This window comes from Streptomyces sp. NPDC056600 (genome assembly GCF_042792855.1).
GTDB lineage: Bacteria > Actinomycetota > Actinomycetes > Streptomycetales > Streptomycetaceae > Streptomyces.
Genome location: NZ_JBHTVQ010000087.1, coordinates 1 through 20928, shown reverse-complemented (window position 1 = coordinate 20928; position 20928 = coordinate 1). Strand labels below are relative to the sequence as shown.

The window sequence follows — 20928 nt, the reverse complement described above, 5'->3', positions numbered from 1 at the left end:
TGGCCGATCTCGGTGCCGAGGAGCAGGCCGCGCAGGGTCTCGATGGCCGGGGTGAAGGGCTGGTACTCGGCGATCGGCTGGAACCAGCCCGGCATGGTGTCCACCGGGACGAACGCGCTGGACAGGAGCGGGAGCAGGATCAGCGGCATCGCGGTGTTGCTGGCCGCCTCCGCGTTCGGGCTGATCAGGCCCATGCCGACCGCGATCCAGGTGAGCGCGGTGGCGAAGAGGACCAGCAGGCCGAGGGCCGCGAGCCACTCCAGGACGGTGGCGTCGGTGGAGCGGAAGCCGATCAGGACGGCGACCGCGCCGACCAGGACCACGCTGGCCACCGACTGCAGGACGCTACCGATCACGTGCCCCACGATCACCGAGCCGCGATGGATCGCCATGGTGCGGAACCGGGCGATGATCCCCTCCGACATGTCGGTGGCGACCGAGACCGCGGTGCCGATCGTGGTGGAGCCGATGGTCATCAGCAGCAGCCCCGGCACGATGTAGGCGATGTACGCCGCCCGCCCGTCCCCGCTGCCGCCCACGCCGGCGCTCATGGTCTCGCCGAAGATGTAGACGAAGAGCAGGAGCAGCATGATCGGGGTCAGCAGGAGGTTGAGGGTGAGGGAGGGGTAGCGGCGGGCGTGGAGGAGGTTGCGGCGGAGCATGGTTCCGCTGTCGCGGAGGGCGAGGGAGAGGGTGCTGCTCATCGCGCGGTCTCCTTGTCGGTGGTGGTGGTGGTGGTGGTGGCGGTGGTGGTGTCGTCGGTGAGGGCGAAGAAGACGTCGTCGAGGTCGGGGGTGTGGACGGTGAGTTCGGTGGCTTCGATGCCGGCGGTGTCGAGGCGGTCGAGGAGGGTGCGCAGGGCGCGTTGGCTGCCGTCGCCGGGGACGCGCAGGGTGAGGGAGTCCTCGTCGTTCGTGGCGTCGGTGAGCAGGGCGGTGGCGCGGCGGTAGGTGGCGGGGTCGGTGAAGCGGAGCTGGACGTGGCCGCCGGGGATGATGCGCTTGAGTTCGTCGGCGGTGCCCTCGGCGGCGATGACGCCGTTGTGGAGGACGGCGATGCGGTCGGCGAGCTGGTCGGCCTCCTCGAGGTACTGGGTGGTGAGGAAGACGGTGACGCCGCCGGTGACGAGGTCCCTGATGATCTGCCACATGGTGTGGCGGGAGCGGGGGTCGAGGCCGGTGGTGGGTTCGTCGAGGAAGATGACGCGGGGGCTGCCGACCAGGGTCATCGCGATGTCGAGCCGCCGTTTCATGCCGCCCGAGTAGGTGGAGGCGGGCTTGCCGGCCGCCTCCACCAGGTCGAACCGCTCCAGCAGGTCCGCGGTGACCCTCCGGCCCTCCGCCTTGGACAGGTGGTGCAGGTCGGCCATCAGGAGCATGTTCTCCTCCCCGGTGATCAGACCGTCCACCGCCGAGAACTGCCCCGTCACCCCGATCTGCGCCCGCACGGCCTGCCCGGCGGCGGCGACGTCGTGACCGCCGACGACGGCCTGGCCGCCGTCGGCGGATATGAGCGTCGAGAGGATCTTGACGACGGTCGTCTTGCCGGCGCCGTTCGGGCCGAGCAGGGAGAAGATCGTGCCTTCCGGGACGGCGAGGTCGATGCCGTCGAGGACGTGCTTGTCGCCGTAGGACTTGCGCAGACCGTTCGCCGAGATGGCCAGGCTGGTCATGAGGGTCCCCCTTCGTGGTGTGGTGTGTGAGGCCGCTCAGATGCTGCGAGCGGTGATGTCGCCGTAGCCGGTGGTGGCGTGGATGTTCAGGGGCGCCCCGGCGCCCTCCGCGTTGCGCAGGGAGTTGTCGACGCGGCCGGAGCCGGTGCCGGCGTCGAGGGTGGCCGCGACGCCCCGCGCGGCGGCGATCTCGACGGCGCCCATCTCGGTGCGCAGGGTGACCGTGCCGCGGTGGGCCTCGGCGACGCGGATGTCGCCCTTGCTGGTGCTGATGTCGGCGCCGCCGGTCAGCCGGCCGACGACGACGTCGCCCGCCAGGACCTTCACCCGGGTGTCCGCGGACTCGTCGAGCTGCACGGTGCCCTGGTCGGCCGTCAGGCTCACGTCGCCCAGCCGGCCCACGCCGCGGATCTCGGCGTCGGAGGCGGTGGCCTCGACGTGTGACCCGGCGGGCAGTTGGACCGTCACCTCGACCGCGCCCGGGTGGCCCAGGACGCGGCTCTTCGGCTCGTCGGCCTGGATCCGCAGCGTGCCGCCGTCGAAGGCGACCTGGATCCGCTCGGCGGCCTTGACGTCGCGGTTCTTGCCGGCGTCGGCCGGCAGGACCTCGACGGTGGCGTCGGAGCGGTCGGAGGCGATGAGCCGGACGCGGCCGGCAGGAACGTCCAGGACGACCTGGACCGGGGCGGTGGTGGCGAACTGCTGCATGGTCTTCTCCTCTGTCGTCCAGCGCCGATGCGCTGTTTCCGATGATGGAAAGCTACGTTGCGTTCACAGAAGTTAGCAACAGTGTTGTTGCAAGGGAAGCGCGTAATCGCAGGTTGGAAGGCATTAATCGTTGCATCGACGGTGAAAGTAACGCAACGTCAGAAACGGCGAGCGTTGCAATGGTCAGCCGGTGAACGCTAGGGTGACCGCGTACCCCTCACGCACCACGAAGGAGTCCCGATGCCGGGTGGCAGGCTTACTCAGCCGGAGCGTCAGCAGATCGCGCTGGGGCTCGCCGACGGGCTGGCCTACGCGGAGATCGCCAGGCGTCTCGACCGTCCGACCTCGACCGTGACCAGGGAGGTCATGCGCAACGGCGGACCCACCGCCTACCGCCCCGACCTGGCGCACCGCGCGGCCGAGCGCCGCACCCAGCGCCGCAGGCCCGTCGCGCCCCGGGACGCCGCGCCGCCGCAGGACGTCGAGGGGCGCGACGGGGCGGCGGTGCGGGAGTTCGAGGAGATGTTCACGACCGTCCTGATGCAGTCGGGGCTGCCCAAGATGATGGCCAGGGTGGCGTCCTGCCTCTACACGACCGACGAGGGCAGCCTCACCGCGGCCGACCTCGCCCAGCGGCTCCAGGTGAGCCCGGCGTCGGTCTCCAAGGCCGTCGCGTACCTCGAGGCGCAGGGGCTGGTGCGCCGCGAACGCGACGAACGCAACCGCCGCGAGCGCTACTTCGCGGACGAGGACGTCTGGTACCAGTCGATGCTGGCCAGCGCGCGGGGCACCGCCGCGATGGGCGAGGCCGCGCGGGAGGGGGTCGGCGTCCTCGGTCCGGACACCCCGGCGGGCCGCCGGCTGGAGAACATCGCGCGCTTCGTCGACTTCGTCTCCGAGAGCATCGTCCGCGCCGCCGAACAGGCCCGCGACATCCTCTACACGAAGCCGGCGACGGACCCGGCGCCGCGTGACGCGGAGGACTGAGCGCGCGCGGGTGGGAGCGCGCCGGCCGGGCGGGGGTCGGGTCGCCGCCCGGCCGGGCGCGGTCGGGGTGGCCCCCGGGCGCAGGCCCGGGGGCGGTCTAGGCGGCGGGCCAGGCCGGACCGGCCGGGTCGGTGTCGCGGCGTCCGGTGAGGAGGGCGTCCGCGGTGCGCCAGGCGGTCGGTGAGAGCAGCGGGCGCAACCGCAGCAGCCGGGCCATGAGTTCGGCCCCGTGCCGGGCCCGGATGAGCGGGTCCACCCGGACGAGGTCGAGTTCGTCGGCGGCGATCAGCTCCGCCAGGTCCCGCCGCTGGGCCAGGGAGAGCGAGCGGGTCCGGCCGGTGAACCGTTCGACGTAATGGCCCGAGGGGTGGGTGAGCGTCGGGTAGGTCGCCGCCCGGTCGCAGACCCCGTAGAGGTGGACCAGGGACTCGGCCTCCGGCCCGATCAGCAGGGCGAGCTCCGCGCGCCGGGCCAGGCCCAGAACGGCCGGGGCGAAGGCCTCGGTGCCGTAGGCGGCGTGGCACAGCCCCGCCAGCTGCAGCTCGGGCCGCGCGCCCCAGAGCACGAGCAGCGAACGGACCCGGACCAGGTGCTGCAGGAGCGTGCCGCCCGGGTGGGCGATGGCGTCGGCGCCCAGGCGGCGTAACAGTACGACGGCCCGGTCGGCCGCCGGTGGGGGAGCGGGCACAGTCACGTGTCCTTTCGGCGGGAGGGTCGGGTCGGCACCCGCGCGCACGAGACTGCCCGCCGGCCGTCGTGGACCGGTCGGGTGCCGGAAGATGCGCGGGTTGCCGCCCGGGGCTGCCCTTCTCCCCGATCGTGCTGCCTGGGGGCGAGGCAGGTCAATCCTTGGGTTCGCTTCCCAAGTCCCAGCAGTCGCTTGGGGGTTGCTAGCGTGTGGCGCGTGACTCTTGACGACCTTCGGGTGTTCGTGGCGGTGTGCCGGGCCGGATCGCTCAGCGCGGTGGCGCGCGAGCTGGGCTGCACCCAGTCCGCGGTGAGCCAGCACGTGAAGCGGCTGGAGAAGGAGACCCGCGTCAGCCTGCTGGAACGCCAGCCCCGCGGGGTCGTGCCCACCGCCGCCGGGCGCATCCTGTGGGACGCGGCCTCCGACGGTCTGGCGGGACTGGACCTGGCCCTGCGCCGCCTGGGGGACCTGGTCGACGGGGAGAGCGGCGCGGTCCGGGTGACCACCGGCGGCACCACCGTGCGGCATTTCATGGCCGACGCCATCGTCGACTTCCGCCGCCGCCATCCCCGCGTCAGCCTGGAGTTCCAGACCGAGACCTCCAGCCGCCGCTGCTTCGACGCGCTGCTGTCCAGCAACCTCGACCTGGCGTGGATCACCATCGGCGAGCCGGTCCGCGGCATCGAGCAACGGCCCGCGATCGACCTGCCCTGGGTGCTCGCGGTCCGGGAGGGCGACCCGCTGGCCGGGCGGGAGAGCGTCCGCGTCGCCGACCTCGCCGACCTCCGCCTGGTGCGGCTGCCGCCCAACTCCACCTCCGGCGGGCAGCTCGACGAGGCGTTCGCCGGGTCGGGCCTGCGCGCCGGGTCGGGCACCAGCGTGGCCGACTGGGACACCGCGCTGCTGCTGGCCGAACTGGGGCTGGGGCACGCGGTGGTCCCGGCGCTGCCGGGCATGCGGGAACCGGACGCCGGCGGGGCGGGCGGGCCGCTGCGGCTGGTGCCGATACCCGAACTGCCGCCGCTGCAGGTGGGCTGGGCGGTACGGCGCTGGGACGCGTTGCCGCCGCTGGCGCGGATCTTCGCCGACACGGTCGTCCGGGCGCTGACCGGCTGAGCGGGTGACCGTCTGCGGACCCTCTTGTCGGGTTGGTATGGACCTGTCAGGCTGCGCGCCAGGTCACCACCCAGCCCTGTGGAGGTCGGTCATGCTCTCCCAGCTCCTGCGCTCCCGCCGTTCCCGTTCCCGTTCCGCTCCAGCTTCCGCTCCCGCTCCCGGCGCGCGCTCCGGTGCCGGTTCCCGGCCGCTGTCCCGTGGCGTCCTGGCCCTCGCCGCGCTGGCCGGGGCGACGCTCGCGCCGCCCGCCGCGGCCGCCGCCCCGGCCGCGGCCGCCGTCACTCCGCCCCAGGTGTACGGCTCCTGGCACTGCGGCGACGACGCCTGCACCTGGTCCACCGTCCGCGGCCTCGCGGAGTTCGACGCGAAGAACCACTGGCTGGTCGACCGGGGCGACGGCCGGCCCTCCGTGAACCTGGTGGTGCTCAGCTTCGTCGAGCCGCTCAAGCTGCTGCACCGGACCAACGACGCGGGTACCGTGAACGGCGTGCCCAAGGGCATGACCCGGGAGATCGTGCAGTACTTCACCTCCCGCGGGATCCGCGTGCAACTGTCCGTCGGCGGGCTGACCTACACCGACGCGTGGGACGCCGCCCTCGCCGAGAACGCCGCCCAACTGGGGCGCAACGCCGCGGCGGTGGCGACCGAACTGGGCGTCGGCATCGAGATCGACTACGAGCAGAACACCGACCCGGACCTCGCCGGGCTCCAGGCGTTCATCGACGCCTACCGCGCCGCTCACCCCTACGACGCCACCGGCGCCGACCCGACGGCGCGGCTCACCATCGACGTCGCGGCGGGCGACCGCTGGCTGATCGACATCAACCGCAAGGCCACCACGGACTGGCTGCGGACCGACGTCCCGGTGCTCGACCACGCCAACGCGATGGTCCCGGCCCGGCAGCCCTCGGTGAGCGCGGCGATCGCCAACTGGCAGGAGCACGTGGACGGCAAGTCCACCTACAACCCGCGGGTGCCTCCGCTGGCCCCGGCCAAGTTCACCGGGGCGCTGTACATCACCAACGCGAGCAAGGTCCTCCCGGAGTGCACGGACTTCGCCGCCTCGCTGCAGAACAGCACGGGCTCGTTCACGCAGTCGGTGCAGCCCAACGGGGCGGGCAGCACGCCCGGGATGCTCGGGTACATGTTCTGGGCCGCCGAACGGCCCTCGACGCGAGGTGGGGGCACGCTGCCCCCGAACACCTGCGAGGGCGGTGTGGGCGCGGGCGCGACCGCGTACGGCGTCCCGGTGCCGATGCCGCCGCTGCGGCAGGGCTGACCCGGCCGGTCCGTGCGCCCGCTCACCTCAACGGGTGAGCGGGCGCCTTGGTGTGGCGTCGTCCGCTTCGCTGATCCGGGTGACGCGTGCGGGCGTGCGGCGCCCGTTGTCCACAGGTCAGTTCTGGCCGGATGGCGCGGTTCGAACGGTGGTCGGCTCCGGTCGGGACGGAAGGTGCGGAGCGCGCTCTTCCCGCGTCACACAGCGTGATCGCGTCGCTACCCGACCGGGTGTGTTCGCGGGTGTCGCCCGATGATCGGGGTGGCCGGGGGTGGTGCGGAACGTGCGGCGGTTTTCAGACATCGAACGTCGTTCGAGTGGCCGTGGCACCCCTGGGAAGGTCAGTAATCTCCTGGTCCGGGAGCAGTGTGATAGAGGGGCGCGGGTCCGGAGGGGGTCGATTCCGGCCCCGGGTAGCACCGATGCACCCGGGGACGTCTGCCCGGCCCGCCTGCCCTGTTGGGGGGAAGTGCGTGCAGCTCAAGAATTGGCGCGAGGACATCCGTGCCGGCCGCTCGGCGTTGTTGTCACGGCCGTGGGAGTCCAAGGACCGGGCCGGCCACACCCATGACCCGAACGAGGTCACGGTGCAGCTCGACGGCGTGGGGCGGGAGATCGAGGAGGAGCTCGAGGCGGTCGGGCCGCCGAACGGGGCGGCGGGCGCCGGCGACGCGGCGGACGGGCCGGTGTTCGTCGACGAGTCCGGCCGCCGCAGCCGGCGGTACCGGCGCATCGGCATCGGGGTCGGGGTGGCCTGCGCGGTGTACGCGGTGGTCATCGCGGCGACGCTGCTGTCCGGGAACTCCAACGCGCCCTGGATGCCGTTGCCGGGGCGCGAGCAGGGGCAGGGGAGCGGCGCGGACAGCGCGGTGACCGGGCCGCTGCCGGCGGACCGGGCCGGGCAGTCGGGGGCGCCCGCGAGGATGCCCGGCGGGGGGCCGAGCGGGTCCGCGGGCACGAAGGGGGCGTCGCCCTCCGCGGGCGGGGCGTCCGGGCAGCCGGTGGACGACCGCAAGGCCGCCGGGGGCGACGCGGAGGAGGAGGTCCGGGGGTCGGGCGACGGGGGGACCAAGCCGGCTCCGGCCAGGCCGAGTGCGGTGCCGGATCCCGGGCCGGGGGACGAGCCGGATCCCGGTCCCGGGCCTACGGCGGGGCCTGATCCCTCGCCTGCGGCGAGTGAGCCGCCGGCGCCGGAGCCGACGGAGAGCGCGGCCCCGGGGGACACCACCACCGTCGCCGCGGCCCCGGCCGCCGACACCCCGTACCCCCAGGCCTGACCGCCCCCACCCGTGGGGGTGGAAGCGGTGCGGACACCTTCCCCGCACCCCTGCGGGCAATCGTGCCGCTTGGCGGCACGGGTGGGCGCAGGGGCCTCACGTACTCGCGGGACGGTTCGCTCCAGGTGACGTAAGCCCTTCTGGGAAGGGGGCGGGTCGGGGGATGAACAGCGCTGTCCACCGGGGCTCGACCTTGCGCCGCGGTACGGGTCCCGTGCGAACGGCACCGCGGGCTTGGGCCTGGTGGAGCGAGCCGCTCCCCGCGGAGGCACCGCCCTGCGCCCGCCTCCCCCAAGGACTTCGTCCAGGGGAGTGCCCCCATCGCCCCCTGGGCGGCCCAGCCGCCCACAGGACGGCGGAGGCAACCGCCCGCAGGACGGCGGAGGCAGCCGCCCGCACAGCTCCCGGCCCCGTCCCGGAAGGCAGCGCAGTAGCCGCTCGCGGGCCACGTACCGCGGACGGGAGGCTCGTCGGCCCCGCGGGGTCGTGGCCGGCCCGTCGCGTGAAACAACGTCTCGTCGGAAGAGAAAGCCCCGTACACACCATGGCGACACCACCCGGCCCCCGCGCCGGCTCACCCATCCACGTCCCGCGCCCGGGAGGGGCGGACGCCGACCCGCCCACCCGCCCGGTGCCGGCGTACCGGCCCCCGGCCGACGCCACGAGCGCCCCGGGATCCGCCACCGGACCCCACATACCCGGCCCGGGCCCCGGCCACGGTCCCGGCGGCGCACCGCAGGACCGCCCCCGCGGCGGCAGGTCCCGCCCCCGTAAGGGAAGAACGCGGCGGCCCCGCCGCCTCCCCCTCCGCTACCTGCTGCCGTCGATGCTGCTCGTCGCCCTGTCGGCGATGCTGATGCTCCGCGGCTACGTGAACAGCGAGATCCTCGCCGACCACCGCGTCCGCCCGCCCGGGGCGACCGGCGACGTGCCGCAGGACATCCTGGCGGGCGGGCCCGTCATCGACACCCGGGACGGCCGTATCGGCACGGTGCGGGTGCCCGACCGCCGGCTGGTGCTGACCTTCGACGACGGCCCGAACCCCGAGTGGACCCCCAAGGTCCTCGACGTGCTGAAGAAGCACGACGCGCACGCCGTCTTCTTCGTCACCGGCACGATGGCCTCCCAGCACCCCGAACTGGTCGCCCGCATGGTGGCCGAGGGGCACGAGATCGGGGTGCACACCTTCAACCACCCCGACCTCTCCTACCAGAGCCCGGCCCGCATCGACTGGGAGCTGTCGCAGACCCAGACCGCGCTGGCCGGCGCCGCCGGCATCCGCACCTCGCTGTTCCGCCCGCCGTACTCGTCGTTCGCCGACGCCATGGACGACAACAGCTGGCCGGTCACCCGGCACATCGGGGAGCGCGGGTACCTGACCGTCCTCAACAACACCGACAGCGAGGACTGGAAGCGCCCCGGCGTCGACGAGATCGTCCGCCGGGCCACTCCCCAGCACGGGGCGGGAGCGATCGTGCTGATGCACGACTCCGGCGGCGACCGCAGCCAGACCGTGGCCGCGCTCGACCGGATGCTGCCCGCGCTCGAGCGCGAGGGCTACGCGTTCCAGAACCTCTCCGAGGCGCTGGACGGGCCGAGCGCCCACACCGAGGTGTCCGGCGCGGAGCTGTGGAAGGGCAAGGCCTGGGTGTGGCTGGTGCAGGCCTCCGAGTCGGTCACCACCGTGCTGGTGTCCGGCCTGGTGGTGATCGGCGCCCTGGTTATCGGCCGGTTCGCGCTGATGCTGCTGCTGTCCGCGCTGCACGTCCGCCGGGTGCGCCGACGCGGCGGCCGGTGGGGCGAGTGTCCGGTCACCGAACCGGTGACGGTGCTGGTCCCGGCGTACAACGAGGCCAAGTGCATCGAGAACACGGTGCGTTCGCTGATGGCGAGTGAGCATCCCATCGAGGTGGTGGTCATCGACGACGGGTCCTCCGACGACACCGCCGGCATCGTCGAGGCGATGGACCTGCCCAACGTCCGGGTGGTCCGTCAGGTCAACGCCGGCAAGCCCGCCGCGCTCAACCGCGGCATCGCCAACGCCAGTCACGACATCATCGTGATGATGGACGGCGACACCGTCTTCGAGGCGGCCACCGTGCGGGAGCTGGTCCAGCCGTTCGCCGACCCGGGGGTCGGGGCGGTGGCCGGCAACGCCAAGGTCGGCAACCGGGACTCGCTGATCGGGGCCTGGCAGCACATCGAGTACGTGATGGGCTTCAACCTGGACCGCCGCATGTACGACGTGCTGCGCTGCATGCCGACCATCCCCGGCGCGGTCGGGGCGTTCCGGCGCACCGCGCTGGAGCGGGTCGGCGGGATGAGCGAGGACACCCTCGCCGAGGACACCGACATCACCATGGCGATCCACCGCGACGGCTGGCAGGTCGTGTACGCGGAGAACGCGCGGGCGTGGACCGAGGCGCCCGAGTCGGTGCAGCAGCTGTGGTCGCAGCGCTACCGGTGGTCCTACGGCACCATGCAGGCCATCTGGAAGCACCGCGGCGCGATCCTCGACCAGGGCTCCTCCGGGCGGTTCGGCCGGGTCGGGCTGCCGCTCGTCTCGCTCTTCATGGTGCTGGCGCCGCTGCTGGCCCCGCTCTTCGACGTGTTCCTGGTCTACGGGCTGGTCTTCGGCCCGACCGGGGCGACGGTCGGCGCCTGGCTGGGCGTGCTCGCAGTCCAGGCGGTCTGCGCGGCCTACGCGTTCCGGCTGGACAAGGAGTCCATGCGGTACCTGATCTCGCTGCCGCTGCAGCAGATCCTCTACCGGCAGCTGATGTACGTGGTCCTGCTGCAGTCCTGGATCACGGCGTTGACCGGCGGCCGCCTGCGGTGGCAGAAGCTGCGCAGGACCGGCGTGGTCGACGCCGCTCCGGTGGCCGCGTCCGGCGCGCGGGAGGCCACGGCATGAGCACCGAAACGACCGGCACGACCGGCACGACCGGCACGACCGGCACGACCGGCACCACCGGCAGGACAGACCCGATCCGCACCACCGGCACGACCGACCGGACCGGCCCGACGGACGCCCCGCCCTTCCCCGGGCACCCCGTCGGGGCCGAGGCCACGCCCCCGGACGGGACCGGCGCCGGCGCCCCGCGCGGCAGGACGCGGGACCGTTACCTGGACCTGCTGCGCGCCCTCGCGCTGCTGCGGGTGATGGTCTACCACGTCTTCGGGTGGGCCTGGCTGACCGTCGTGTTCCCCTCCATGGGCGTGATGTTCGCCCTGGCCGGCGCGCTGACCGCGCGGTCCCTTCAGCGGCCGGGCGGCACGGCACGCAAGGTCGTCGCCTCGCGGGTGCGGCGTCTGCTGCCGCCGCTGTGGGCCTTCTCCGCGGTGCTGCTCGGCGTGCTGTTCCTGGGCTTCGGCTGGCGGCCCGAGGGGGTGTGGGGCTGGACCGGGATGCTCGACTACCTGGTGCCGGTGGGCGCGCCGCCCTACCCGGAGGAGGTGGGCTCGGAGTCCGGGCTGCTGGACGCCACCTGGGTGATGGAGGGCGCCGGCCCGCTCTGGTACCTGCGCGCCTACCTGTGGTTCGTGGTCGCCTCCCCGCTGCTCCTGCGGCTCTTCCGCCGCGCGCCCTGGCCCACGCTGCTCGCGCCGCTCGCCCTGACCGGCGTGTTCGGCACCGGACTGGTCGAGATCCCCGGCGAGACCGGCGAGGTGGTCAAGGACTTCTGCGTCTACGGAAGTTGCTGGATCCTCGGCTTCGCCCACGAGAACGGGGCGCTGGCCCGGGTGCCGCGGTACGTCAGCGTCTCCGCCGCCTCGGCGATGATGGCGCTGGGCCTGTGGTGGGCCTCCGGGCACCAGGGGGAGGACCGCTGGGACCTCAACGACATCGCCCCGGCGCAGGCGCTGTGGTCGCTCGGCTTCGTGGTGGTCCTGCTGGTCTACGCGCCGGTGTGGACGGAACTGCCCGGGCGGCTGCGGCGCTTCGACGGCCTGGTGACCCTCGCCAACAACCGCGCGGTCACCGTGTACCTGTGGCACAACCTGCTGATCACCCTCACCTTCCCGCTGCTCGACCTGTTCGGGGTGGGCGAGGCGTGGTCGCTGCCGGGGTCCTTCCTCCTGCTGCTGCCGCTCCTGGCCCTGGTGGTCCTGGCCTTCGGCTGGGTCGAGGACGTCGCGGCGGGCCGCCGGATCCGCCCCTGGCCGACGGGGCGGACCCGGCGGCGCTCGGCCGTGCGGTGAGGAGCCGCCGGCCGGTGCGGTGAGGCCCGGCGCCCGGGAGGTCCACGGCCGTCGCCGGTCCGTGGACCTCTCAGGCGTCGCGCCGCTGAGGTGAGTGCAACGTTCCACCGCGGTCACCGGCACGCGCCGGGGACCGAAACGCGCGCTGCCTAGCGTCGGTGACGTCAGTCGGTGAGCCCCCGTGGAGGCGTCATGCGCACAGCCCCCGTCGCGAACAAGAGGTCCGGTCGCTGGATCGAGCACTGGGATCCGGAGGACGAGACGTTCTGGAAGGAGAAGGGCGAGCGGGTAGCCCGGCGGAACCTCGCCTTCTCCGTGCTCTCCGAGCACATCGGGTTCTCCGTCTGGACGCTCTGGTCGGTGCTGGTCCTCTTCATGGGCCCGGAGTACGGCCTGACCCCGGCCGACAAGTTCCTGCTGACCTCGATGGTCACCCTGGTCGGCGCGGTGGTCCGGGTGCCGTACACCTTCGCGGTCGCCGTCTTCGGCGGGCGGAACTGGACGGTGATCTCGGCGAGCATGCTGCTGGTCCCCACCGTCGCCGCGTTCACGGTGATGGAGCCGGGGACCTCCTTCTCCACCTTCCTCCTGGTCGGCCTGCTGGCCGGCGTCGGCGGCGGCAACTTCGCCTCCAGCATGACCAACATCAACGCCTTCTTCCCGCTCCGCCGCAAGGGCTGGGCGCTCGGCCTGAACGCGGGCGGCGGCAACATCGGCGTGCCGGTGATCCAGCTGGTCGCGCTCGCCGTCATCGGCGCGGGCGGCGGCCCGCGGCTGCTGCTGGGCGTCTACATCCCGCTGGTCCTGGTCGCCGTGGCCCTCTCCTGGAGGTACATGGACAACATCGCCTCGGTCCGCAACGACACCGGGGCCGCCCTCGACGCGGCCAGGGACGGCCACACCTGGATCATGGCGGTGCTCTACATCGGCACCTTCGGCTCGTTCATCGGGTACAGCTTCGCCTTCGGCATGGTGCTGCAGACCCAGTTCGGCCGGACCCCGCTGGAGGCCGCCGGAGTGACCTTCGTCGGCCCGCTGCTCGGCTCGCTGATCCGCCCCGTCGGCGGCCGGCTCGCCGACCGGTTCGGCGGCGCGCGCATCACCCTGGCCACCTTCCTCGCGATGGCGGCCGCCACCGTGGTCCTCGTGGTGGCCGGCCGGGCCGGCTCGCTGACCCCGTTCACCTGCGCCTTCGTGGTGCTGTTCGTGCTGACGGGGCTGGGCAACGGGTCGACGTTCAAGATGATCCCGGGCATTTTCCACCGCAAGGCGCTGGCCCGCGGGCTGCGCGGGGAGGCCGCGGACGCCTACGGACGGCGGCTGTCCGGCGCCTCCATGGGGCTGATCGGCGCGATCGGCGCGCTCGGCGGCGTCGGGATCAACCTGGCGTTCCGTCAGTCGTTCATGACCTCCGGCTCGGGCACCGGCGCCTTCCTCTCCTTCCTCGCGGTCTACGCCGTCTGCATCCTCGTCACCTGGGCGGTATACCTTCGGCGTCCGGCCGCCTCCGCACCGACGGAGGCCGGCACCCAGGTGGACGGCGAGGCGAAGCCGCAGCTCAGCTATGCCGAGGTGTGACGTAACGGCGCCGAAATGAGGAAGATCCGAGCCTGTCACGCGCTGTTGACAGGCTCGGATCCGTGCGCGGCCCCTCGGCGGCGCGCGGGGACTCGACAGCGGTTCGATGCGGGACGAGAGCGGGACGAGAGCCGGATGGAAGACCAGGAACAGCAGCAGCCGGAGGCCACCCACGGCCCGCTGGCCGGCTTCACCGTCGGTGTGACGGCGGCCCGCCGCGCCGAGGAGCTCGGCGCGCTCCTCCAGCGCCGCGGGGCGAACGTGGTCCACGCCCCCGCCCTGCGCATCGTGCCGCTCTCCGACGACGGCGAACTCCTCGCCGCCACCAAGGAGCTGCTGCGCCGCGCCCCCGACGTGGTGGTCGCCACCACCGCCATCGGCTTCCGCGGCTGGGTGGAGGCCGCGGAGGGCTGGGGGCTCGGCGGCGACCTGCTGAAGGTCATGGGCGAGGTCCGCATCCTGGCCCGCGGCCCCAAGGTCAAGGGCGCGGTGCGGGCCGCCGGGCTCACCGAGGAGTGGTCGCCCGCCTCCGAGTCGATGGCCGAGGTCCTGGACCGGCTGCTGGACGAGGGCGTCGAGGGGCGCCGCGTCGGCATCCAGCTGCACGGCGAACCGCTGCCCGGCTTCGTCGAGGCGCTGCGGGAGGCCGGGGCCGAGGTGGTCGGGGTGCCCGTCTACCGGTGGATGCCGCCGGAGGACCTCGGCCCCGTCGACCGGCTGCTCGACGCCGCGCTCGCCCGCACCCTGGACGCCGTCACCTTCACCAGCGCGCCCGCCGCCGCCTCGCTGCTCGCCCGCGCCGAGGCCCGCGGACAGCTCCCCGCACTGCTCGACGCCTTCGCCCACGACGTGCTCCCCGCCTGCGTCGGCCCGGTCACCGCGCTGCCGCTGCACGCCCACGGCGTCGACACCGTGCAGCCCGAGCGGTTCCGGCTCGGCCCGCTCGTCCAGCTGCTGTGCCAGGACCTCCCGGCCCGCGCCCGCGCCCTGCCGGTCGCCGGGCACCGCGTCGAGATCCGCGGCCACGCCGTACTGGTCGACGCCGAACTGCGGCCCGTCCCCCCGGCCGGCATGGCGCTGCTGCGCGCGCTCTCCCGCCGCCCGGGCTGGGTGGTCTCCCGCGCCGACCTGCTGCGCGCCCTGCCCGGAGCGGGCCGCGACGAGCACGCCGTGGAGACCGCGATGGCCCGGCTGCGCACCGCTCTGGGCGCCCCCAAGCTCATCCAGACCGTCGTCAAGCGCGGTTACCGTCTCGCCCTGGACCCCGCCGCGGATACCAAGTACGCGAATTGATCCAGGTCGCGTACTGTTGACGGCCGCCAGTACGCATGAATGGGGACACCGGTGGCCGCTCAGGCACAAAAGGGGAACGCGGTCGACACGGCTCGCAGCACGGCTAGCGAGAGTGACGGCGACGCGGCGGGGGACTCCGCCAGAGAACGCGAGATCGCCCTCGAGCAGGAACATCTCGACCGCGTGTACGTCCGCCTCGAGGAGAAGATCTCCGAGGCGGAGTTCCTGATGCGGGACGCCGCCCGCAAGGGCCACGTCGGCACGCCCGGCGCGCTCGCCGAACGCGACGCGCAGGTCTTCCGGGCCGGCGTCCACCTCAACCGGCTCAACAACGAGTACGAGGACTTCCTCTTCGGCCGCATCGACATGCTGCTGGGCAAGGACGGCAAGAAGGGCCCCGACGGCGCCTACACCTCCGTCGAGCCCGCCGACGAGGCGATCCGCGAGGACGACACCGCGGACATCGCCGAGACCCTGCACATCGGCCGGATCGGCGTCCTCGACGAGGACTACGCGCCGCTGGTCATCGACTGGCGCGCCCCGGCCGCCGCCCCGTTCTACCGCGCCACCCCCGTCGACCCGGGCCGGGTGGTGCGCCGCCGCGTCATCCGCTCCCGCAACCGCAAGGTGCTCGGCGTCGAGGACGACCTGATGCGCCCGCGGCTCACCGCCCACCTCGACGGCCGCGAGCTCGCCGTCATCGGCGACGGCGCGCTGATGGCCGCGCTGGGCCGCGCCCGCGGACACACCATGCGCGACATCGTCTCCTCCATCCAGGCCGAGCAGGACCAGGTGATCCGGGCCCCCGCCGCCTCCGTCACCTACGTGGAGGGCGGACCGGGCACCGGCAAGACCGCTGTCGCCCTGCACCGCGCCGCCTACCTGCTCTACCAGGACCGGCGGCGCTACGCGGGCGGCATCCTGATCGTCTCCCCGACGCCGCTGCTGGTCGCCTACACCGAGGGCGTGCTGCCCTCGCTCGGCGAGGAGGGGCAGGTCGCCGTCCGCGCGATCGGCTCGCTCGTCGACGGCGTCGAGGCCACCCTGCACGACTCCCCGTCCGCCGCCCGCGTCAAGGGCTCCTACCGGATGCTCAAGGTGCTGCGGAAGGCCGCCCGCGGCGCCCTCGAACTGGGCCCCGGCGGCACCGGCGAGGTCCCGTGCCCCGAGCGGCTGCGGGTGGTCGCCTTCAACCGCCGCCTGGAGCTGGAGGCCGGCGAGCTGGAGCGGATCCGCCAGGCCGCCCTGGGCGGCACCGCCCCGGTCAACCTGCTGCGCCCGCGCGCCCGCAAGCTGCTGCTCGACGCGCTGTGGCAGAAGTCCGGAGCCGGCTCCCGGCACAGCGACCCGGAGCTCGCCGCCGAACTGCGCTCCTCCTTCGACGAGGACGTCACCACCGAGGACCCGTTCATCGAGTTCCTCGACGCCTGGTGGCCCGAGGTCACCCCGCGCGCGGTGCTCACCGCGATGGCCGACGAGCGGCGCCTGGGGCGCTGGGCGCGCCGCGTCCTCAACCCCGGCGAGATCCGCAAGGTCGCCAGGTCGCTGCGCCGCGACGGGCTGACGGTCCACGACATCGCGCTGCTCGACGAGCTGGAGGCGGTGCTCGGTGTGCCCGTGCGCCCGCGCCGCAAGCGTGAGCTCGACCCGCTGGACCAGCTGACCGGCCTCGAGGAGCTGATGCCGCAGCGCGAGGAGACCCAGCGCGAGCGGGCCGAACGGCTCGCGAAGGAGCGGGTGGAGTACGCGCACGTCATCGTCGACGAGGCGCAGGACCTGACGCCGCTGCAGTGGCGGATGGTGGGGCGGCGCGGGCGGCACGCCACCTGGACGGTGGTCGGCGACCCGGCGCAGTCCTCCTGGTCCGACCCCGACGAGGCCGCCCAGGCCCGTGACGAGGCGCTGGGCACCCGGCCGCGGCGGCGGTTCACCCTCACCGTCAACTACCGCAACCCCTCCGAGATCGCGGAGCTGGCCGCCAGGGTGCTGGCGCTGGCCATGCCGGGCGCCGAGGCGCCCACCGCGGTCCGCTCCACCGGCGTCCGGCCCCGGTTCGCGGTGGCCACGGGCGGGCTCGGTCCCACCGTGCGGGCCGAGGCACAGCGGCAGCTGGCGCTGGTCGAGGGCACGGTGGGCGTGGTCGTGCCGATGAACCGCCGCGAGGAGGCGGCCCGTTGGCTGCAGGGGCTGGGGGACCGGGTGGTCGCCCTGGGCAGCCTGGAGGCCAAGGGCCTGGAGTACGACGCCACCGTGGTCGTCTCCCCGGCCGAGATCGCCGACGAGTCGCCGGCCGGACTGCGGGTCCTGTACGTGGCCCTCACCCGCGCCACCCAGCAGCTCACCGTCGTCTCCGGGGAACGCGACGACCCGGACGGCGACGGCGTGCCGGACCTCCTGCGGGACTGACCGGCCCCGCAGGACACGCACGGCCCCTCACACGGGAGGAGGCCCGGACCGCGAGCGCGGTCCGGGCCTCCTGGCGTGTGCGGGGCGTCAGCCGCCGGCGCCCGCGCGACGGTTGCGGATCACGATCGCGCCGCCGGCCGCCAGCAGCAGGGCCGCGGCGAAGGCGAGGCCGACGGCCGGACCGGCGCCGGTCTCGGCCAGGTCGCCCTCGGCGGGAGCGGCGGTGGCCTCCTGCGTCGGCTCGGCGCCGGTCGGGACCTCGGTCGGCTGACCGGTGGCGCCGCCCTCGGTGCCGCCGCCGGGCTGCTCGTCGCAGTCCTGCTCGTCACCGGTGCCGGTGCACGGCGGCGTCTGGCAGTCCTGCTCCTCGCCCGAGCCGCCCTGCTGCTCCTCGCACGGCTGCTCCCCGCCCGGGTTCTCCTCGCCGGGGTTCTCCTCGCCCGGGTTCTCTCCGCCCGGGTTCTCCTCGCCGGGGTTCTCCCCACCCGGGTTCTCCTCGCCCGGCTGCTCCGGGGCGGAGGAGGCGGGGCAGGTGTGGGAGAGGTTGAAGAACTTGACGTCCGCGCCCTCGGTCTCGGCGACGGCCGCGACCAGCTTCGCGCCCGGCTCGGAGGCCGCGTAGGCGTGCTTGTCGCTCGGCGGGCCGAAGTCGGTGATCACCTGCTCGCCACCGGGCTCGAAGGTGAGGGTCAGCTTGGTGAACACGGTGTCGTTGCCCGGCAGCACGAAGTGCCAGCCGTCCTTGCCGGCGGGAACGGTGGGGCAGTCGCCGTTCTGGAAACCGCCGGCCGTGAGGGGCAGGTCCTGGTGGATCTGCTCGGTGTGGTTCTCCGCGCCGGTGGCGGCGGCGGGGACGGCCGCGCCGGCGAGCAGGAGGGTCGCCGCGAGGGGAAGCGCGGAGGCCCAACGGGGAAGTGAGCGGTGAGACATGGGGGCACCTCTGGCACAGAAGCGGATGAGTGTGGCCGAGAGAGCGAGCTTCCTGTCCCTAAGTGATCACGGTCAAGACGCGAAAGGATCACTTGACGGCCTTGTCCCGCTTTGCTCCGGGCAACGATTGCGTAACGGAAGGTTTACGGACCGTCCGGTGATCCTCGGCCACGGTGGCGGAAAACGGCCCGCGACCCTGGCGTGGCCGGAAGCGTTTGTTAGCCTTGAACGTGACACCGGCCCGATCCAAGCCCCCGGGCCCAACCTTCGTCGCTACGAGCGACCACTTGCCGCGAGGCGAGCATGGCGGGTCGGTGTCACCTCTCCACTTCAGGGAATCAGGGACCCATGTCACCCACGGGCGGCATGGGCCCTCGTCGTTCCCGGACCCGGCCTTTCCGGCGCCTTTCGGGTGAACTGTGACGAACCTCCCCCGACTAACGCCTACTCGTCGGTAGGTGCGACGATCGGACGGCAGATTCGATTCCGCCACCGCACGCCGCCCGCCCTCGGCGACGACGCCCGGCCCGCGGCGGCAGCGGCGGCGACCTGCGGCAACGGCGACAACAGCAGTACACGCAGCACACGCAGTACACGCGAAAGCAGAGGAACTCCGCCATGGCAACGGCGCCCAGCGTCTCCTACTCGATGACCATCCGGCTGGAGGTGCCCGCGAGCGGAACCGCCGTGTCGCAGCTCACCACCGCCGTGGAGTCCTCCGGAGGCTCGGTGACCGGCCTCGACGTCACTGCCTCGGGGCACGAGAAGCTCCGGATCGACGTCACGATCGCCGCCACCTCCACCGCGCACGCCGACGAGATCGTCGAGAACCTGCGCACCATCGAGGGCGTCACGCTGGGCAAGGTCTCCGACCGTACGTTCCTCATGCACCTCGGCGGCAAGATCGAGATGGCGTCGAAGCATCCCATTCGCAACCGTGACGACCTCTCCATGGTCTACACGCCGGGCGTGGCCCGGGTGTGCATGGCCATCGCGGAGAACCCCGAGGACGCCCGCCGCCTGACCATCAAGCGCAACGCGGTCGCCGTCGTCACCGACGGCTCGGCCGTGCTGGGCCTCGGCAACATCGGCCCCAAGGCCGCCCTGCCGGTGATGGAGGGCAAGGCCGCCCTCTTCAAGCGGTTCGCGGGCATCGACGCCTGGCCGATCTGCCTGGACACCCAGGACTCCGACGCCATCGTCGAGATCGTCAAGGCGATCGCCCCGGGCTTCGCCGGCATCAACCTCGAGGACATCTCCGCGCCCCGCTGCTTCGAGATCGAGGCCCGCCTGCGCGAGGCCCTGGACATCCCGGTCTTCCACGACGACCAGCACGGCACCGCCATCGTGGTGCTGGCGGCGCTCACCAACGCGCTGCGGGTGGTCGGCAAGCCCATCGACGACGTCCGCGTCGTCATGTCCGGCGCCGGCGCGGCCGGCACCGCCATCCTGAAGCTGCTGCTGGCGGCCGGCGTGAAGAACGCCGTGGTCGCCGACATCCACGGCGTGGTGCACGCCGGCCGCCACGACCTGGTCGACGCCGAGCCCGGCTCTGCCCTGCGCTGGATCGCCGACAACACCAACCCGGAGAACCTCACCGGCACCCTCAAGGAGGCCGTGCGCGGCGCGGACGTCTTCATCGGCGTCTCCGCCCCCAACGTCCTGGACGGCGCCGACGTGGCCGCGATGGCCGACGACGCCGTCGTCTTCGCGCTCGCGAACCCGGACCCGGAGGTCGACCCGGCGGTCGCCCGGCAGACCGCCGCGGTGGTCGCCACCGGCCGCTCCGACTTCCCGAACCAGATCAACAACGTGCTGGTCTTCCCCGGCGTCTTCCGCGGCCTGCTGGACGCGCAGTCCCGCACGGTCGACACCGGCATGATGCTGGCCGCCGCGACGGCGCTGGCCGACGTGGTCACCGAGGACGAGCTGAACGCGAACTACATCGTCCCGAGCGTCTTCAACGACAAGGTCGCCGGAGCGGTCGCCGGGGCGGTCCGCCGGGCCGCGGAGTCCGTCCAGGGCTGACCCGCCCGGGTTCCGCCCACCGCCCCGCCGGAGCCGTCCGGCGGGGCGGGGCGGGCACTGTCGGCGGCAGGACGTAACGTGAGAGGGCATCGCGGCCGGAGCCGCCGCGTGCGGTGGCCACGCCACGCGTACGTGTGACTCCCCGCCGTGTTCGTCGGTGCCGGATTGGCTTTAGCGCCGCAGGTGGGGGCAGGATGCCTCTCTGGGCGCGAGGGTCCGACCATGGACCCGGGTGCGTGGGGCTCTCCGGTGACCCTGGCAGCATCGGCTTCGCTGTGCCCGACATGCGGCCTGGCCGCGTGGCCCGCCTCAACGGCAAGAAGAAACACGGGAGTAAGAACATGAACCGCAGTGAGCTGGTGGCCGCGCTGGCCGACCGCGCCGAGGTGACCCGCAAGGACGCCGACGCCGTTCTGGCCGCGTTCGCCGAGGTTGTCGGCGACATCGTCGCCAAGGGCGACGAGAAGGTCACGATCCCCGGCTTCCTGACCTTCGAGCGCACCCACCGTGCCGCTCGCACCGCCCGCAACCCGCAGACCGGTGAGCCGATCCAGATTCCGGCCGGCTACAGCGTCAAGGTCTCCGCGGGCAGCAAGCTGAAGGAAGCCGCCAAGGGCAAGTGACCCGGCCGGCTCAGGCAGCGTGAAGGGCGGCCACCCCCCTGGGGGGGGGGCGCCCGTATGCGGGCGCGCGGGGGCCGGGGGCCCCCCGCGGAGCCGCGCGGCGTGCCGGGGGGCGCCACCGTGGGGCCCCCGGCGGCGCG

At 73.3% G+C, this 20928-nt stretch carries 16 protein-coding genes; 11 read left to right on the top strand and 5 right to left on the bottom strand.

Annotated features, from left to right (window positions below):
• From ACFRAV_RS29125 to ACFRAV_RS29115, 3 genes are all read right to left on the bottom strand, one after another.
• Nucleotides 1–704: ABC transporter permease (locus ACFRAV_RS29125; RefSeq protein WP_382559907.1), on the bottom strand; the 704-nt coding region annotated here is incomplete at its 3' end.
• Nucleotides 701–1672 carry an ATP-binding cassette domain-containing protein gene (locus ACFRAV_RS29120; RefSeq protein ID WP_382559905.1) on the bottom strand — a complete coding sequence of 324 codons (972 nt, stop codon included), beginning with the start codon at nucleotides 1670–1672 and terminating at the stop codon, nucleotides 701–703. The genes ACFRAV_RS29125 and ACFRAV_RS29120, both read right to left, overlap by 4 nt.
• A gap of 36 nt (nucleotides 1673–1708) precedes the next feature.
• Complete coding sequence (locus tag ACFRAV_RS29115) at nucleotides 1709–2380, bottom strand: DUF4097 family beta strand repeat-containing protein (RefSeq protein WP_382559902.1); 672 nt, start codon at nucleotides 2378–2380, stop codon at nucleotides 1709–1711.
• Nucleotides 2381–2620: 240 nt separating this feature from the next.
• Between ACFRAV_RS29115 and ACFRAV_RS29110 the strand changes: the two genes are divergently transcribed.
• Nucleotides 2621–3367, top strand: coding sequence for a MarR family transcriptional regulator (locus ACFRAV_RS29110; protein ID WP_382559899.1), 747 nt, complete (start codon nucleotides 2621–2623; stop codon nucleotides 3365–3367).
• Nucleotides 3368–3464: 97 nt separating this feature from the next.
• On the opposite strand, the gene ACFRAV_RS29105 is transcribed toward ACFRAV_RS29110, so the two are convergent.
• Nucleotides 3465–4055, bottom strand: a complete 591-nt coding sequence (locus ACFRAV_RS29105; protein WP_382559896.1) for a DUF6817 domain-containing protein — start codon at nucleotides 4053–4055, stop codon at nucleotides 3465–3467.
• Between the two features lie 216 nt (nucleotides 4056–4271).
• Here ACFRAV_RS29105 and ACFRAV_RS29100 point away from each other — a divergent pair, with 216 nt between their 5' ends.
• The 8 genes from ACFRAV_RS29100 (at nucleotide 4272) to ACFRAV_RS29065 (ending at nucleotide 17207) form a co-directional block, all read left to right on the top strand.
• The gene (locus ACFRAV_RS29100) at nucleotides 4272–5171 is read left to right on the top strand and encodes a LysR family transcriptional regulator (RefSeq protein WP_382559893.1); all 900 of its coding nucleotides are present in this window, start codon (nucleotides 4272–4274) and stop codon (nucleotides 5169–5171) included.
• A gap of 91 nt (nucleotides 5172–5262) precedes the next feature.
• On the top strand, nucleotides 5263–6450 hold the full coding sequence (locus ACFRAV_RS29095) for a hypothetical protein (protein ID WP_382559890.1): 1188 nt from the start codon (nucleotides 5263–5265) through the stop codon (nucleotides 6448–6450).
• Nucleotides 6451–6923: 473 nt separating this feature from the next.
• Complete coding sequence (locus ACFRAV_RS29090) at nucleotides 6924–7727, top strand: hypothetical protein (RefSeq protein ID WP_382559888.1); 804 nt, start codon at nucleotides 6924–6926, stop codon at nucleotides 7725–7727.
• Between the two features lie 826 nt (nucleotides 7728–8553).
• A complete protein-coding gene (locus ACFRAV_RS29085) occupies nucleotides 8554–10641 on the top strand; it encodes a polysaccharide deacetylase family protein (protein WP_382559886.1) in 2088 nt (695 codons plus the stop codon).
• Nucleotides 10638–11930 carry an acyltransferase gene (locus ACFRAV_RS29080; protein WP_382559882.1) on the top strand — a complete coding sequence of 431 codons (1293 nt, stop codon included), beginning with the start codon at nucleotides 10638–10640 and terminating at the stop codon, nucleotides 11928–11930. Before ACFRAV_RS29085 ends, ACFRAV_RS29080 begins: the two co-directional genes overlap by 4 nt.
• A gap of 192 nt (nucleotides 11931–12122) precedes the next feature.
• Nucleotides 12123–13508, top strand: coding sequence for a nitrate/nitrite transporter (locus ACFRAV_RS29075; protein ID WP_382559879.1), 1386 nt, complete (start codon nucleotides 12123–12125; stop codon nucleotides 13506–13508).
• A gap of 135 nt (nucleotides 13509–13643) precedes the next feature.
• Nucleotides 13644–14801: a uroporphyrinogen-III synthase gene (locus ACFRAV_RS29070; RefSeq protein WP_382559876.1), complete on the top strand. Its 1158-nt coding sequence runs from the start codon at nucleotides 13644–13646 to the stop codon at nucleotides 14799–14801.
• Nucleotides 14802–14852: 51 nt separating this feature from the next.
• A complete protein-coding gene (locus ACFRAV_RS29065; protein WP_382559874.1) occupies nucleotides 14853–17207 on the top strand; it encodes a HelD family protein in 2355 nt (784 codons plus the stop codon).
• A gap of 87 nt (nucleotides 17208–17294) precedes the next feature.
• Here the strand turns inward: ACFRAV_RS29065 and ACFRAV_RS29060 are convergent, their stop codons facing one another.
• Nucleotides 17295–18137 (bottom strand): LPXTG cell wall anchor domain-containing protein, encoded by an 843-nt coding sequence (locus ACFRAV_RS29060; protein WP_382559871.1) that lies wholly within the window; start codon nucleotides 18135–18137, stop codon nucleotides 17295–17297.
• A 618-nt stretch (nucleotides 18138–18755) separates the two neighbouring features.
• On the opposite strand from ACFRAV_RS29060, the gene ACFRAV_RS29055 reads away from it, so the two are divergent.
• Nucleotides 18756–20165, top strand: coding sequence for an NAD-dependent malic enzyme (locus ACFRAV_RS29055; protein ID WP_351114264.1), 1410 nt, complete (start codon nucleotides 18756–18758; stop codon nucleotides 20163–20165).
• A 341-nt stretch (nucleotides 20166–20506) separates the two neighbouring features.
• Nucleotides 20507–20788 (top strand): HU family DNA-binding protein, encoded by a 282-nt coding sequence (locus tag ACFRAV_RS29050; protein WP_108955122.1) that lies wholly within the window; start codon nucleotides 20507–20509, stop codon nucleotides 20786–20788.
• Nucleotides 20789–20928: the final 140 nt, after the last annotated feature.

What these genes read in the sequence shown, in the direction of transcription:
- ACFRAV_RS29120 (WP_382559905.1), bottom strand. Translation starts at nt 1,672, where the DNA reads ATGACCAGCCTGGCCATCTCGGCGAACGGTCTGCGCAAGTCCTACGGC.
- ACFRAV_RS29115 (WP_382559902.1), bottom strand. Translation starts at nt 2,380, where the DNA reads ATGCAGCAGTTCGCCACCACCGCCCCGGTCCAGGTCGTCCTGGACGTT.
- ACFRAV_RS29110 (WP_382559899.1), top strand. Translation starts at nt 2,621, where the DNA reads ATGCCGGGTGGCAGGCTTACTCAGCCGGAGCGTCAGCAGATCGCGCTG.
- ACFRAV_RS29095 (WP_382559890.1), top strand. Translation starts at nt 5,263, where the DNA reads ATGCTCTCCCAGCTCCTGCGCTCCCGCCGTTCCCGTTCCCGTTCCGCT.
- ACFRAV_RS29085 (WP_382559886.1), top strand. Translation starts at nt 8,554, where the DNA reads ATGCTGCTCGTCGCCCTGTCGGCGATGCTGATGCTCCGCGGCTACGTG.
- ACFRAV_RS29080 (WP_382559882.1), top strand. Translation starts at nt 10,638, where the DNA reads ATGAGCACCGAAACGACCGGCACGACCGGCACGACCGGCACGACCGGC.
- ACFRAV_RS29075 (WP_382559879.1), top strand. Translation starts at nt 12,123, where the DNA reads ATGCGCACAGCCCCCGTCGCGAACAAGAGGTCCGGTCGCTGGATCGAG.
- ACFRAV_RS29070 (WP_382559876.1), top strand. Translation starts at nt 13,644, where the DNA reads ATGGAAGACCAGGAACAGCAGCAGCCGGAGGCCACCCACGGCCCGCTG.
- ACFRAV_RS29060 (WP_382559871.1), bottom strand. Translation starts at nt 18,137, where the DNA reads ATGTCTCACCGCTCACTTCCCCGTTGGGCCTCCGCGCTTCCCCTCGCG.
- ACFRAV_RS29055 (WP_351114264.1), top strand. Translation starts at nt 18,756, where the DNA reads ATGGCAACGGCGCCCAGCGTCTCCTACTCGATGACCATCCGGCTGGAG.
- ACFRAV_RS29050 (WP_108955122.1), top strand. Translation starts at nt 20,507, where the DNA reads ATGAACCGCAGTGAGCTGGTGGCCGCGCTGGCCGACCGCGCCGAGGTG.